Origin of the sequence: Sphingobacteruim zhuxiongii (genome assembly GCF_009557615.1) — a bacterium.
In the GTDB taxonomy this organism is placed as follows: domain Bacteria; phylum Bacteroidota; class Bacteroidia; order Sphingobacteriales; family Sphingobacteriaceae; genus Sphingobacterium; species Sphingobacterium zhuxiongii.
Genome location: NZ_CP045652.1, coordinates 3,110,477 through 3,126,676 on the forward strand (window position 1 = coordinate 3,110,477; position 16,200 = coordinate 3,126,676).

General features: G+C 42.4%; 6 protein-coding genes, 2 tRNA genes and 3 rRNA genes. 4 read left to right on the forward strand and 7 right to left on the reverse strand.

Annotation, left to right across the window (positions count from 1 at the left end):
• The first annotated feature begins 216 nt into the window (after nt 1–216).
• Entirely contained in the window at nt 217–1,818 is a 1,602-nt protein-coding gene (locus GFH32_RS13135; protein WP_228384137.1) for a pseudouridine synthase, read from the forward strand.
• Nucleotides 1,819–1,887: 69 nt separating this feature from the next.
• Complete coding sequence (locus GFH32_RS13140) at nt 1,888–2,355, forward strand: pyrophosphohydrolase domain-containing protein (RefSeq protein ID WP_153512030.1); 468 nt, start codon at nt 1,888–1,890, stop codon at nt 2,353–2,355.
• Between the two features lie 113 nt (nt 2,356–2,468).
• On the opposite strand, the gene GFH32_RS13145 is transcribed toward GFH32_RS13140, so the two are convergent.
• Entirely contained in the window at nt 2,469–3,419 is a 951-nt protein-coding gene (locus tag GFH32_RS13145; RefSeq protein ID WP_153512031.1) for a TIGR01212 family radical SAM protein, read from the reverse strand.
• Between the two features lie 103 nt (nt 3,420–3,522).
• Between GFH32_RS13145 and GFH32_RS13150 the strand changes: the two genes are divergently transcribed.
• Nucleotides 3,523–3,888, forward strand: a complete 366-nt coding sequence (locus tag GFH32_RS13150; protein WP_153512032.1) for an ISAon1 family transposase N-terminal region protein — start codon at nt 3,523–3,525, stop codon at nt 3,886–3,888.
• A 28-nt stretch (nt 3,889–3,916) separates the two neighbouring features.
• Nucleotides 3,917–4,852 carry an ISAon1 family transposase gene (locus tag GFH32_RS13155; protein WP_458296205.1) on the forward strand — a complete coding sequence of 312 codons (936 nt, stop codon included), beginning with the start codon at nt 3,917–3,919 and terminating at the stop codon, nt 4,850–4,852.
• Between the two features lie 279 nt (nt 4,853–5,131).
• Here the strand turns inward: GFH32_RS13155 and rrf are convergent.
• From rrf to GFH32_RS13185, 6 genes are all read right to left on the reverse strand, one after another.
• Nucleotides 5,132–5,243, reverse strand: a 5S ribosomal RNA gene (rrf, locus tag GFH32_RS13160).
• A gap of 98 nt (nt 5,244–5,341) precedes the next feature.
• Nucleotides 5,342–8,223, reverse strand: a 23S ribosomal RNA gene (locus GFH32_RS13165).
• 225 nt (nt 8,224–8,448) lie between these two features.
• Nucleotides 8,449–8,522: transfer RNA gene (locus GFH32_RS13170), tRNA-Ala, on the reverse strand.
• 13 nt (nt 8,523–8,535) lie between these two features.
• Nucleotides 8,536–8,612: transfer RNA gene (locus tag GFH32_RS13175), tRNA-Ile, on the reverse strand.
• Nucleotides 8,613–8,743: 131 nt separating this feature from the next.
• Nucleotides 8,744–10,272: ribosomal RNA gene (locus GFH32_RS13180) — 16S ribosomal RNA — on the reverse strand.
• The 16S, 23S and 5S rRNA genes sit together here with 2 tRNA genes alongside, the layout of an rRNA operon.
• Before the next feature lie 1,356 nt (nt 10,273–11,628).
• Entirely contained in the window at nt 11,629–16,197 is a 4,569-nt protein-coding gene (locus tag GFH32_RS13185; protein ID WP_153512034.1) for an efflux RND transporter permease subunit, read from the reverse strand.
• Nucleotides 16,198–16,200: the final 3 nt, after the last annotated feature.

A 16,200-nucleotide genomic window follows, 5' to 3' on the forward strand; every position in this document is an offset into this window, starting at 1 on the left:
CCAAATAGTTACAAAGGCAACCGATGTTAAGAAAAGTTAAAACACTTGGAAATCATTGTTTAAGCAACCGATAGCGTCGATTCAACCAATCAGCTAAAATGTAACAATTTGTCAAAAATTTGGAGCTTACTACTTTTTTTATATTACACGCATAATGTCTATTCTTTAGACTACAGAGGGCTCATTTGTCTTTATAATCTAACAATACACACCTAAATGAGATTATCTTACTTCGGTAAGAACTTTTTGACTATCTTTGTAGCTCAATTTTTTCATAATATGCCATTCAGTAGCAACAGGAACAGTCGAGAGGACAACTCCAAAAAACCAAGAAGCAGCTCAGATAGCTTCCGTGGGGATAAAAGATCATCTTTTAACTCTTCAAGAGATTCTAAATCTGGTAAACCAGACCAAGACCGCAAATTCAACAAATTCGATAAATCAGGTTCGCGCGATAATAAATTCGAGAAGTTTCCACGTGAAGGAAAATTCGACAATAGAAATCGTGATGACAAATTTGACCGCTCAAACAGAGACGGAAATTCTGAAAGACCAGCTCGAGATAACAAATTTGAACGCCCGAACAGAGACGGAAAATTTGATAGAACATCTAGAGATAATAAATTCGACAGGTCGTCAAGAGACAATAAATTTGACAGACCAGCAAGAGATAACAAATTCGACAGGTCATCAAGAGATAATAAATTCGACAGACCTGCTAGAGATAACAACTTCGATAGACCTGCTAGAGACAATAACTTTGACAGACCATCTAGAGATAATAACTTCGATAGACCGTCTAGAGACAATAAGTTCGACAGACCTGCTAGAGACAATAAGTTCGATAGATCGTCTCGAGATAATAAATTCGACAGACCATCTCGCGATAACAAATTTGGCAAACCGCAAGGGGACCGTAAATTTGGCAAACCAAGATTTGGCAGTAACGACGACAAAGGATTCGGAGACAAACGCCCTTCTCGTAGATTTGACGAAGCCGGACAAGACAGAGACTCACGCGATCGTAGAGATAATCGTTCAGATGGACGTACAAGAAAGCCAATTTCAGAAAAGAAATATAATGTAGATGCCAACGATGACGGATTAATACGTTTGAATCGTTACATCGCAAATTCAGGAATTTGTTCTCGTCGTAAAGCAGATGAACTAATTGAAGCTGGTGTTATCAGCGTTAATGGTGAAGTTGTGACTGAATTAGGATCAAAAGTAGATCCAGCTACTGATGAAATTAGATATAACGACGAGCGTTTAAAACGCGAGAAAATGGTTTATGTACTTTTAAATAAACCAAAAGATTATATCACGACTACAGACGATCCACAAGAGCGTAAAACCGTAATGCACTTAGTTTCGAAAGCAACAAAAGAACGTATTTACCCCGTTGGTCGCTTAGATAGAAATACTACAGGCTTATTATTATTAACTAATGATGGTAACCTGGCGGAGAAACTTTCTCATCCAAGAAATAATATTAGCAAAATCTACCAAGTTGAATTAAGCAAAAACTTAACACAGGGAGATTTCAATAAAATTCAGTTCGGTATTGAACTAGAAGATGGATTAATCAAACCAGACGACTTAAGCTACGTTGTAGGAGCTTCAAAACGTGAAGTTGGTATTCAGATACATTCTGGCAAAAACAGGATCGTACGCCGCATCTTTGAATCCCTAGGATATGAAGTTGTTAAGCTTGATCGTGTTGTATATGCGAACCTAACAAAAAAAGATCTACCACGTGGTCGTTGGAGATATCTAGAAGAAAAAGAGATTGTTCAATTGAAACATCTTATGAAATAAATGAAAGACGCCAAATGGCGTCTTTTTTATTCCATCGCTTTTCGGTATTTTTAACAAAAAAAAGAAACTATGACAGACCCTAAGTGTTTAAATTCGGTAGCTGAGTTCCATAAAACTTTCAAGCACCCGATTTTAGATTCACCAACCATTCCTTCAGAAGCTAGATGTAAACTACGTGTATCTTTAATTGCCGAGGAATTGAAGGAACTCCAAGAAGCAATTGACGCAAAAGATATCGTTGAAATAGCAGACGCTCTAGCGGATATACAATATGTTTTATCAGGTGCAATTCTCGAATTTGGACTTGCGGATAAATTCAATGATCTGTTTAATGAAGTGCAGCGGTCCAATATGAGTAAAGCTTGTAAAACAGAGCAAGAGGCTATCGCTACTCAAGAACATTACCTTACAAAAGGGGTAGAATCCTACTATAAAGAAATCGATGGAAAATATTTAGTATTTCGTCAAGGAGATGATAAAACATTAAAATCAATAGCATACTCTCCTGCTGATTTAAAATCAATTATTGAACGATAACGAACTAACATTACGAAATACTCTTTCACAGGGTATTACATATAATTAAAAAAGGAGAGTGAAAATCACCCTCCTTTTTTAATTATATGTATTTCATCAAGAAATATCACTCACTAAACCAGCACGTAGTCTGATCCTTGTTTGACACCTCTCAATTCCAAACCTTTGTCAATACGTGTCTGTATCCCCGATTTAGGTAAGCCCCAATTGGGTGCTATCAATAGTTCCTTATCCGCAATACCAAATACGCGCTGAATAATGATATCAGGACGTAAAAGAGGAATGAATTTGCTTAAAAACTCAGTATATTCTTCTAAACTAAATAAGTGAAACGGTTCACGTTTGTATTTAACACCCATAATCGAACCTTCAACAATGTGCAAGTGATGTAACTTTACGAATTTTATCTGTGGGTGTTTATTAATCTCATCAGCATACCGTAACATCATCTCTTCTGTTTCCCAAGGGAATCCAAAGATGGTATGAACACATAGTTCTAGCGAAGTATTCGATAACATCTTCATCGTCGAAATAAACTCATCATGTGAACAACCGCGATTGATACGTTCTAATGTATCGTTATAAATCGACTCCATCCCCATTTCTAAATCCACATCAAATCGATCCGTATAACTCTCCAAAAGAGCAATCTTCTCAAAATCCAAACAATCTGGTCTAGTGCCAACGGATAAACCTAAAGTATGTTCTGGGCAAATACTCAATGCCTCATCATACATCATCTTTAATAGATGCGTAGGTGCATACGTATTTGTATTGGGTTGGAAATAGATAATAAACTTTTCAGCGCCATAGCTATTTCGAGCACGTTCAATACCATTTTCTATCTGTTCCTTAATTGAAGGAATCTTTCTCGCAGTATCGGGGGTAAATGAATCAACATTACAATAGGTGCAACCACCATAACCCTTCGAACCATCACGATTTGGACATGTAAAATTACCATCTACAATAACTTTGAAGACCTTCTGTCCATTATACTTCTCCCTCAAATAAGCACCATAGTGATTATAAGGCTTTATTCCATTGTCAAGTTGCGTCGCCATCAGTTACAAAGGTAAAATTTTAATTAGATATTAGGGATCAAGTACAAAAGTTGTGGAGGGGATAAAAAATAAATAGATATTTGTGCTTTGAACTTTTAGAGAGATGCACGATTCATTTAAAGCTTTAATACCCCTTATCATTCCTGAAGGAGTTTCCAATTATTTTGAGATGACCCACTATTCTCAAGGCGAGGGTCGCTTAGATATTTTCCTAGAAGAGATGATTATTATCCCAGAGGAATTTGAACACAATAAACTAGTTTCAAAAGGCTTTTATGAACCTGTAACCCTGCAAGATTTTCCTATTCGCGGACAGCAGGTCTATCTTCATGTCAAACGACGCAGATGGCTTAACCAGGATACTGATCAAGTGGTTTACAGGAATTGGGAATTAGTAGCTAAAGGAACGCGGATCACACAGGATTTCGCGGCTTTTTTAAAAGGTATCAGCGGACAGCCAAGCACATAGCATCCAGACCATCAGTTCATTTTATGGAATATCAGCCAGTAAATTAAGGAGATATTACCGCAATAAACTAAGCGGTTTCCAGGATTGGGAGCATCGCGAAAATGCAAGGGATGGATTGATCTTCCCCCAAAATATCAGCGGCCATCTTTCCATTGACGAGACCTGCCTATCCCATGGGGAGCTCTATACCGTTGTTACCAACAAAGAAGCACATGGTAAAAAGGGGACTATTGTCGCTATACTAAGCGGCACAAAATCAGAGAACATTATCCCCATTCTTCAAAAGATTCCACATCGATTACGCAATAAAGTTCAGGAGATAACACTTGATCTAGCTGGTAATATGGGACTGATAGCCAAAAGATGCTTTTCCAATGCTGTTCAGGTAATAGACCGTTTCCATGTCCAGCAATTAGCCACTGAAGCGCTTCAAGAAATAAGGATAAAGCACCGCTGGCAGGCAATAGAGGAGGAAAACCAAGCTATTGAAGCGGCTAGGAAAGTGAAAGAAACCTATCTGCCAAAACTATTACCCAATGGAGATACCGTAAAACAAATGCTGGCAAGAAGCCGGTACCTGCTTTATAAGAGTGAACATAAATGGACTTTAGAACAAAGAGAAAGGGCTGGTGTACTATTTGAACGATATCCGGATGTTGAAAAGGCCTATAGGCTAGCTCAGGAACTCTCTTGGATCTTCAACACAACAATTGATAAGATCTATGCCTTTACCAGACTAGCTAAATGGGCGGATAAAGTTGAACAAGCTGGCTTCAGGTCATTCAATACCGTCTCCAGAACCATAAATATCCATCACAAAAAAATATTGAACTACTTCGACAACAGAAGTACTAATGCATCCGCAGAGTCTTTCAATGCAAAGATAAAAGCTTTCAGAAGTCAGTTTAGGGGAGTAGGGGATATCAATTTCTTCCTGTTCAGATTGACCAAATTATTTCCTTAATCCACAGGTTTTGATGCTGATCCGATATTAGACATTAGATGTTAGATATTAGACCGAAGTCCGCTACATATTTACGAGATAAATACGATTTCAAATGAGAAATGAGATTTTAGATATGAGTATTTAGATATAAGATACCAGATTTTAGACCTATGAACCAACATCTCCACTAGGCAGATACCAGCAAACACGTCCTACATCTTATATCTAATGTCTAACATCTAATATCTATAACACAAAAAAGCCCGTCATCTTTCGATAACGAGCTTTTCGTATAAAAATAGGCGCCGACCTACTCTCCCACCTGTTACGGCAATACCATCGGCTCTGGCGGGCTTAACTTCTCTGTTCGGAATGGGAAGAGGTGGACACCGCCGATATAGGCACCTGAATATCTTTATGTTCTATACTTGATTGTTCAAGCACAGTAACAATGACATGTTATTGAAAGAAAAGATTCAAAAAGAGAGAGGACAACAGACTATCTGCATTGGAAAGCTTCGGGCTATTAGTATCACTTGGCTTTGGTCTTTCAACCTTTACACCTATGACCTATCAACGTCGTCATCTACAACGACCCTATAAGGAAGTCTCATCTCGTGGCTAGTTTCGCACTTAGATGCTTTCAGCGCTTATCTATCCCGGACGTAGCTACCCTGCCGTACACCTGGCGGCATAACAGGTTCACCAGCGGTCCGTCCAACCCGGTCCTCTCGTACTAAGGTCAGATCCACTCAAACTTCCAACGCCCACAACAGATAGGGACCGAACTGTCTCGCGACGTTCTGAACCCAGCTCGCGTGCCACTTTAATGGGCGAACAGCCCAACCCTTGGGACCTTCTCCAGCCCCAGGATGTGACGAGCCGACATCGAGGTGCCAAACCTCCCCGTCGATATGAGCTCTTGGGGGAGATCAGCCTGTTATCCCCAGAGTACCTTTTATCCTTTGAGCGATGGCCCTTCCATACAGAACCACCGGATCACTATGTCCGTCTTTCGACCCTGGTCGACTTGTTGGTCTCACAGTCAAGCAAGCTTATGCCATTGCACTCCTCGTACGGTTACCAAGCGTACTGAGCTTACCTTTGAAAGCCTCCGTTACCTTTTTGGAGGCGACCACCCCAGTCAAACTACCCACCAAACAATGTCTCCCGCAATGCGGGATTAGAAACCGAATACAGAAAGGGCGGTATTTCAAGGTTGTATCCACGATTCCTAGCGAAACCGCTTCACATACTCCCGCCTATCCTACACATCCTGTACCCAATTTCAATGTTAAGCTATAGTGAAGGTTCATGGGGTCTTTCCGTCCCGTTGCGGGTAATCGGCGTCTTCACCGATACCACAATTTCACCGAGCTCATGGCTGAGACAGCGCCCAGATCGTTACACCATTCGTGCAGGTCGGAACTTACCCGACAAGGAATTTCGCTACCTTAGGACCGTTATAGTTACGGCCGCCGTTTACTGGGGCTTCGATTCAATGCTTCTCCTTGCGGATGACATCCCCTCTTAACCTTCCAGCACCGGGCAGGTGTCAGGCCTTATACTTCATCTTTCGATTTCGCAAAGCCATATGTTTTTGCTAAACAGTCGCCTGGGCCTTTTCACTGCGGCTTCTCCATCGCTGGAGGAAGCGCCCCTTCTCCCGAAGTTACAGGGCCATTTTGCCGAGTTCCTTAGCCATGATTCACTCGAGCACCTTAGGATTCTCTCCTCGACCACCTGTGTCGGTTTGCGGTACGGGTATTAATAACCTGAAGCTTAGCGGGTTTTCTTGGAAGTCTGCTTACCTGCACTATCAGCGCCCCCGAGGGTTTGCTGTACTATCAGATTTCAGCTAGACCGGCGGATTTGCCTACCAGTCCAATACCTACGTCCTTCAACGAACTATTCCGTCAGTTCGCGGCAGTGTCACTACTCCGTCACCACATCGCAGTTATTAATAGTACGGGAATATTAACCCGTTGTCCATCGGCAATCTCCTTTCGGATAAGCCTTAGGCCCCGACTAACCCTGATCCGATTAGCGTTGATCAGGAAACCTGGGTCTTTCGGTGGGCGGGTTTCTCACCCGCCTTATCGTTACTTATGCCTACATTTGCTTTTCTATAAAGTCCACCACAAGTCACCTTGCGGATTCACCCCCTATAGAATGCTCCCCTACCAGTACAATAAATTGTAATCCATAGCTTCGGTAGTAATCTTGATGCCCGTTTATTATCCACGCCCGGTCGCTCGACTAGTGAGCTGTTACGCACTCTTTAAATGAATGGCTGCTTCCAAGCCAACATCCTAGCTGTCTGGGCAACCGGACCTCGTTAGTTCAACTTAGACTACATTTTGGGACCTTAGCTGATGGTCTGGGTTCTTTCCCTCTCGGCCTTGGACCTTAGCACCCAAAGCCTCACTGCCGGCCATATCTAACAGCATTCGGAGTTCGTCTGGATTTGGTAGGATTTGACTCCCCCGCACCCAATCGGTAGCTCTACCTCTGCTAGACTCAATGCCGACGCTGTTCCTAAAAACATTTCGGGGAGTACGAGCTATTTCCCAGTTTGATTGGCCTTTCACCCCTACCCTCAGGTCATCCGGAAACTTTTCAACGTTTATCGGTTCGGTCCTCCAGTACATGTTACTGCACCTTCAACCTGCCCAAGGGTAGATCACAAGGTTTCGCGTCTACCTCATCCGACTATGCGCCCTATTCAGACTCGCTTTCGCTTCGGCTCCTTGACTTAATCAATTAACCTTGCCGGACAAGAGTAACTCGTAGGCTCATTATGCAAAAGGCACGCCGTCACAGAACTTGTCTGCTCCGACCGCTTGTAAGCACACGGTTTCAGGTTCTTTTCACTCCTCTGTTCGAGGTTCTTTTCACCTTTCCCTCACGGTACTGGTTCACTATCGGTCTCTCAGGAGTATTTAGCCTTACCAGATGGTGCTGGCAGATTCCCACAGGATTTCTCCGGTCCCGCGGTACTCAGGATACCACTATGTCTGTATTCTTTACCTGTACGGGGCTATCACCCATATCGCGCAGTTTCCCACCTGCTTCCAGTTCATAGCACAGTACAATATCGTGGTCCTACAACCCCCATATTGCCGTAACAATATAGGTTTGGGCTCTTTCCCGTTCGCTCGCCACTACTTGGGAAATCATTATTATTTTCTCCTCCTACGCTTACTTAGATGTTTCAGTTCGGCGCGTTCGCGTATTATACAATATACCTTCAGTATATTAGGTTGCCCCATTCGGAAATCTACGGATCAATTCGCATTTGCCAATCCCCGTAGCTTATCGCAGCTTATCACGTCCTTCATCGCCTCTGAGAGCCTAGGCATCCCCCGTGTGCCCTTATTTACTTTCTTCACACTATCACCCCTTTTGCTAAGTGATAGGTTGCTTTTGCTTGTTCTACAAGTAGAACAAACTTCTGTTGTCTTCTCTTGTGTCTCTTTTCTTTCAATATGTCAAAGAACTCTTTGTCTTCATTAGTGATTCAGATCTTAGTAGTTAGATATTAGATATTGTATGTCTTAATAGACCCTCTATCTAATCCCTCTTTGCTAAACACCCTCATCTTTGATGACTCGTGGAGAATAACGGATTCGAACCGTTGACCCCCTGCGTGCAAGGCAGGTGCTCTAGCCAGCTGAGCTAATTCCCCGTCCGTGTGTTGATGGTAGTCCCGAGCAGATTTGAACTGCTGACCCCTACATTATCAGTGTAGTGCTCTAACCAACTGAGCTACGGGACTAGCTTATCTTTCTCATCTTCTCTAGGACCTCATCCCAACCTTACGGTGGGTGGGTACTTTCTTCTAATGTGTTTCTCTTTTTTCTTTTAAACGATCAATTGTGGCGCAGACGAGCCGGAATCAGGCTCTAGAAAGGAGGTATTCCAGCCGCACCTTCCGGTACGGCTACCTTGTTACGACTTAGCCCCAATTACCGGTTTTACCCTAACACGCTCCTTACGGTTACATGCTTTAGGTACCCCCAGCTTTCATGGCTTGACGGGCGGTGTGTACAAGGCCCGGGAACGTATTCACCGCGTCATTGCTGATACGCGATTACTAGCGAATCCAACTTCACGGGGTCGAGTTGCAGACCCCGATCCGAACTGTGAATGGCTTTTCGAGATTGGCATCATATTGCTATGTAGCTGCCCGCTGTACCATCCATTGTAGCACGTGTGTAGCCCCGGACGTAAGGGCCATGATGACTTGACGTCGTCCCCGCCTTCCTCTCTGCTTGCGCAGGCAGTCTGTTTAGAGTCCCCACCTTAAATGCTGGCAACTAAACATAGGGGTTGCGCTCGTTGCGGGACTTAACCCAACACCTCACGGCACGAGCTGACGACAGCCATGCAGCACCTAGTTTCCTGTCCCGAAGGACGGATGCGTCTCTGCATCCTTCAGTAACTTTCAAGCCCGGGTAAGGTTCCTCGCGTATCATCGAATTAAACCACATGCTCCTCCGCTTGTGCGGGCCCCCGTCAATTCCTTTGAGTTTCACTCTTGCGAGCGTACTCCCCAGGTGGATAACTTAACGCTTTCGCTTGGACGCTTACTGTATATCGCAAACATCGAGTTATCATCGTTTAGGGCGTGGACTACCAGGGTATCTAATCCTGTTTGATCCCCACGCTTTCGTGCATCAGCGTCAATAACGGCTTAGACAGCTGCCTTCGCAATCGGTGTTCTGAGACATATCTATGCATTTCACCGCTACTTGTCTCATTCCGCCGTCTTCATCCGCATTCAAGCACTTCAGTATCAAAGGCACTGCGACAGTTAAGCTGCCGTCTTTCACCACTGACTTAAAGTGCCGCCTACGCACCCTTTAAACCCAATAAATCCGGATAACGCTTGGATCCTCCGTATTACCGCGGCTGCTGGCACGGAGTTAGCCGATCCTTATTCTTCGAGTACATTCAGCTATCTACACGTAGATAGGTTTATTCCTCGATAAAAGCAGTTTACAACCCATAGGGCAGTCATCCTGCACGCGGCATGGCTGGTTCAGACTTGCGTCCATTGACCAATATTCCTTACTGCTGCCTCCCGTAGGAGTCTGGTCCGTGTCTCAGTACCAGTGTGGGGGATTCTCCTCTCAGAGCCCCTAGACATCGTTGCCTTGGTGAGCCGTTACCTCACCAACTAGCTAATGTCACGCGAGCCCATCCATATCCTATAAATATTTAACTACTAAATGATGCCATTCTGTAGTCTTATGCGGTGTTAATCCGAATTTCTTCGGGCTATCCCCCTGATATGGGTAGGTTGCTCACGCGTTACGCACCCGTGCGCCACTCTCACCAAATGATAGCAAGCTACCATCTGGATCCCGTTCAACTTGCATGTATTAGGCCTGCCGCTAGCGTTCATCCTGAGCCAGGATCAAACTCTCCATTGTAAAATGAAGTGTAAGATCAAGACTATTTATAAAAAATAGAATTGTCTTTGTATTAATATCTGTTTCCCTGGTTCCGATCTGGTTGAATTGATTTAAAAAAATCTTCTTGTTTCAACTTTCGACTTTCGTCTACTCGCTGCGCTACTTGATCATTATTTCTTAAAGAACTTATCGCTTCCGCATCTCGCTTCTGCTTTTTCTATGTTGTCTGGTGAACGAATTCACTCTTCAAACTTTCATTTTTTGTCGGTGTCAAGCCTTGCGCTTTCCGCCGTTCCCCGTAGTTGGGACTGCAAAGGTAGAAGGTTTTTTTTAATCTGCAAAATTTATTTTAAAATATTTTTTGAGCTTTTTTTTAAGTCACATTTTCTAAAGAATAATACCCTAAAATTTGTCTACCTACCTTCCCGATGTCATGGTTGTTTTAACCGTCCCTCCCTTGCGGAGTGGTGCAAAGATAGGGACTTTAATCCCATACTTCCAAGACCTAACAACGAATATTTTTTAGGCTTTTGCGTAACTCGCTATAGATGTGATGGATAAATTTGAATAAAAGGCCTAAAGGAAAGGGATAATCGGACAGAAACAGCCGTTTTGGATACCTAAAGGCGGATTAGTAGCGCTGTTGTCGCTAAGACTTGTATCCAGCTTTTGCTAACAGAAATTAGTTAAAATAGCCGCAAGATTGTTTTCAGGGTCTTAAAAATAAGGGTTGCATGATCGTTAAGGAGGCTAAAAAACTTAAAGAATATTGCATCGCCGATAAAAAATCGTCCCATTCACTTCTATAAAACATCCCCTACCCGCTTAAGGATTACAAAAATTAGTCACTAAAAGCGGAGGTTCAGTAAAAATCAGTCACAGCTCAAGCCTTGAAACTAATCAATATTGGGTTAAGCTAGGGGTAAGCTAGGCCTAAGGTAGGCTTGAGCTCAATAGGAAACTAGCGAATAAGTAAGGTTGGGGCCAAGGGGAATGCAGTTTTGTTTTCAGCTAACTCATATAATAGAATAAGAATCTCTATTAACTAGTTAAAAGAGTAAGCTAGCTAACACTTCGGAAATGAATTACTCAAAATCAAATTGCAATCACTTGGTATTACAAAGATCCTGCTAATTACAATATACTCGAGGTTGCAACTCAAACTATAAACGGATCTCCTTTGTAAACTCTAGCATCTAAGATATAATGCAAGAGCTTAAACGAAGTGTACGCAAGGAAACTAAGTTGAGTAGGATGCTAGGAAACATCCGAATGATTTCCATAACATATAAGTAGGCTTGTTTTAAATGGAATTCTTAATAAAAAAAATAGGGAGGCTGGCGCCTCCCTACTTAATCTATTCTATTTACCCATTTATTTCCATCCCCCGCCTAAGGCTTTATAGAGAACCACTTGATTAAGCATTTTCTCTTTAAGGATGTCGACTTCAGCAACCTGAGCGACAACCAATCCTTTTTGGGCGCTGATGATGTCCAGGTAGGTGACCCGGCCTGCTATAAAAAGTTCTTCCGCCGCTAAGATTGATGATTCCAAAGCTAAAACTTGCTCCTGCACGTAGTCTTCGCGATTTTGAATAGCTCCATGTGTCTTTAAAGCTAAGGAGACTTCATTAACTGCATTAAGCACCACTTTTTCATATTCTAAGAAACTGATACCGTAGTCTGCTTTCATCGTCTCGTATTGCGACTTCAGTTCTCGTTGTCTAAAGATAGGCATCGTTACCCCAGCAAATAATCCATAGGTAACGGACTTTTCAATATTAAACAGTTTATCTAAACTAAAACCTTGCAGTCCGAGATAAGGACTAATTGCCACGGTAGGTAAGAAGGATAATCTTGAAGATTCCAATTGATGGAAATCAGCTTTTAGATCCATACCAGCTTTTCGAATATCAATTCTGTTATTAAAGAGATCTTCGAAACTTCCCACTGAAAGATCGGCAAATAGTAAATTCTCGCGCAATGGATTATTGAGTCGAACGATTGGCTGATAAACTCGACCAAGAAGTGAATTTATTTGATGCTCATAAGCCAAGATCTCTTGGATTGCATTTTCACGCCCTGCTTTGGATTCAGCCAAAATAGATTTAAACTGTTGAACTGCGAGTTCATCGGCACGACCAGCTTCCTTCTGCGCTTGTACAATCTCCAAGGCACGCTCATGTAAAGTGATATTTTCCTCGTATACGCTGATTTTCTGATCTAGGCTAATCAATTCAAAATAGGCTGATGCTATACTGCTGATTAGTTCGGTTTCCATTAAGCGCTTCATTTCGCTTTCAGACATCAACTGCATAAAGGAAGCCTCTCTCCTATTTCTAAGTTTGCCCCAAAGATCAATCTCCCAAGAAGAACGTACGCCGACAAAATAGTCAGGAATAAAAGGTTCAGGTAACTTTTCATCATCCGTTAAATTATCGGAAAAATTAGAATCATAATTACCAATTCCCGATTCCGTATAGTGCCCATACTTACGAAGGCCAGCTTCTACAGCTGCGTCAACTGAAGGATAAAGGGATGCTTTACGAAATCTAAAATTAGCTTGCGCTTTTTCAATACGCAGTACGGCTTGCTTTAAGTCTTTATTATTCAGTAGCGCCGTATCAATAAGCGCAATTAAATTTGCATCGGTAAATACTTCGCGCCAAGGCAAATCAGCAAGACTGCTAGAATCTTTCAACGCTTGTTGCGCCTCAGTAGCAAGTTTGCTTTCAATTTCCGGATTGCTCGTTTGTTTCGGCACGGTACAAGAACTTATGAAAAGTAATGCGACCACGACTACCGTTGCTTCTTTTAAGCCTTTTTTGTTTTGCTTATCGCCTTTCTTTTTCCTTCTAGAAAATAACACAATCAAACCAGGAATAACAATAACCCCGACAATCGTACCGATTACCATCCCACCGACCGCAGCCGTTCCAATTGTTCGGTTACCAATTGCGCCGGCTCCAGAAGCTAGCATCAATGGAATCAATCCTGCTGCAAAAGCAAACGAGGTCATTAAAATAGGGCGCAAACGTGCTACAGCACCCTCAATCGAAGCTTCCAAGACATCCATTCCTTGTTTACGTTTTAAATTCGCATACTCAACAATCAAAATGGCATTCTTACCCAATAAACCGATAAGCATAACAAGTGATACCTGTGCATAAATATTATTTTCGAGTCCGAATATTTTCAAAAAGAAAAAGGCACCGAATATACCTGCCGGTAAACATAAGATTACTGGGAGCGGAAGTAAGAAACTTTCGTACTGCGCACATAATAGTAGATATACGAAGACTAAACAAAGTAAAAAGATATACGCAGCTTGATTACCAGAGATCTTTTGTTCACGAGTCATACCTGACCATTCGATAACATAACCTTGTGGAAGTTCAGCGGCGATACGCTCTACAGCTTCAATCGCTTGTCCGGAACTAAAGCCAGGAGCTGCTTGTCCAGTTACCATCGCTGATGTAAACATATTGTATCGGGTGATCTGCTCAGGCCCATAGATTCGCTTCATGGTCATAAAAGATGAATATGGCACCATTTCACCGTCAGCAGTCTTAACGTACAAATTAAGGATATCTTCAGGACGCTTTCTTGAGAAAGCATCAGATTGCACCATGACCTTATACATTTGCCCATAACGAATAAAGTTAGTAGCATATTGACTTCCTAGCAAGGTTTGAAGCGTGCTCATGGAGTTTTCAACGGATATACCCTTTTTAGCGGCTAAGTCATAGTCAATTTCTAACATATACTGCGGAAAGTTCACGTCGAATGTAGAACTCACACTCTCGATCACCTCGTCATCAGTTAATTTTGCCATAAAATCTTTGACCACTTTATCTGTTGCTGAAAGATCTTCATTACCCGTTCTATCCAATACGCGCAATTCAAAACCAGACGAGTTACCAAACCCTGGCACGGTTGGTGGCGGGAAGAACTCTACATCCGCATCTGCAATATGTGCTGTTTTTTCACGAAGTACGCGCATGACGTCATCGACAGTTTGATCGCGTTCTTTCCATTCTTTTAAATTGATCATCCCCATACCGTAGGACGCTCCAGAAACCTCCGTCACGATACTATAACCTGCCAAGATTGAAACAGTTTCAACAACGTCCATTTCACGTGCTAAACCATCTACTTCTTTTAATACGGCTTCAGTTCGATCGACCGTTGCACCTGGAGGGGTAGTTACCGCGACATAAATCATCCCTTGATCCTCCGTTGGAATAAATCCAGAAGGAAGGATCACTGCTGAACCCCAAGTCAAGACGAACATAATCGCTAAGGCAGCAAGTGTAACTATCCGACGCCCTGCAATTTTACTTAACGTTCCTTTGTATCCACCGCTAATGCGATCGTATACACGGTTGAATCCTCTAAAGAACTTATCCAACCAGTTATTTGAAGGTTTTTTATCATGTGGCGATTTTAGAATAATCGCACATAGCGCTGGCGTCAAGGTTAAAGCGTTAATTCCCGAAATAACAATTGCTGCTGCAAGCGTTAGCGAAAATTGCCTATAGAAAATACCGACAGGTCCATCCAAAAAGGCTACCGGAATAAATACGGCAGACATCACTAATGTAATCGCAATTACTGCAGATCCTACTTCATCCATTGCTGCAAGCGTTGCGTCCATTGGCGAAAGATGTTCTTCTTCCATCTTTGCGTAGACGGCCTCGACGACGACAATACCGTTATCGACGACAATCCCGATGGCTAATACCAATGCAAATAATGTCAGTAAATTGATGGAGAATCCCATCATCTGCATAAAGAATAGCGATCCAATTAAACATACCGGAACGGCAAGAATTGGAATCACAGTCGCTCTAAAATCTTGAAGGAAGATAAATACAACAAGAAATACAAGTATAAAAGCTTCAATTAATGTAATTAAGACGCTGGATATCGATGCATTCAAGAAACGAGATACATCATAACCCATTGTGTAGGTCATGCCTGGAGGGAAAGTCGCACCTTTAAGTTCCTCCATTCTGTTTTTCACATTTTGGATTACCTCTTGTGCATTGGAGCCTGGCAATTGTTTCAACATGATCGAGGCTGAAGGTCGACCATCTGTTTCCGACACCATTTCATAATCCAATGATCCGAACTCAACGTCCGCAATATCCTTTACACGAATAATCGATCCGTCCACATTTGCACGAATTGGAATATTTTCATACTCGGATACTTCAGTGAACTTTCCTGGGTATCGTAGTACATATTGCTGCATATTGACCGTTTTATCGGAACTAATCCCGGTCTGCCCTGGAGCCGCTTCAATATTTTGTCTACGCAATGCGGTTACAAGTTCTTCAGTAGAGATGGCATATGCAGACATTCGATCAGGACGAACCCAAATACGCATTGCATAATCTTTCATCCCCATAATTTGGGCAAATCCTACCCCCTCGATACGTTTTAACTCCTTTAAGATATTAATATCGGTAAAGTTGTATATAAAGCGTTCGTCAGCTGTTTCGTCATCGGTATAGAGATTTAAGTACATTAACATACTATTCACCTCTTTTTCTGTCGTTACACCGGCCTTAATAACTTCCTCGGGCAATTCGTCGAGCACAGTAGTTACCCTATTCTGCACGTTTACGGCAGCGATATCGGGGTCAGTTCCTACTTTAAAGAATACTTGAATAAGTGTTGTCCCGTTATTCGTTGACACGGTGTTCATATAGGTCATCCCCGCTACACCATTGATGGCTTTTTCTAGTGGAATTGCAACAGCATTTGTACTTACCTCGGCGTTAGCCCCTGTATAATTTGCTGTAACCACCACGGACGGGGGAACAATATCAGGAAATTGGGTAATTGGCAAGGTGAAAAGAGCCAACAATCCCAAGAGGGTAATGAATATGGATATAACCAGTGATAATACGGGTCGTTTTATAAATTTTTCAAACATGAA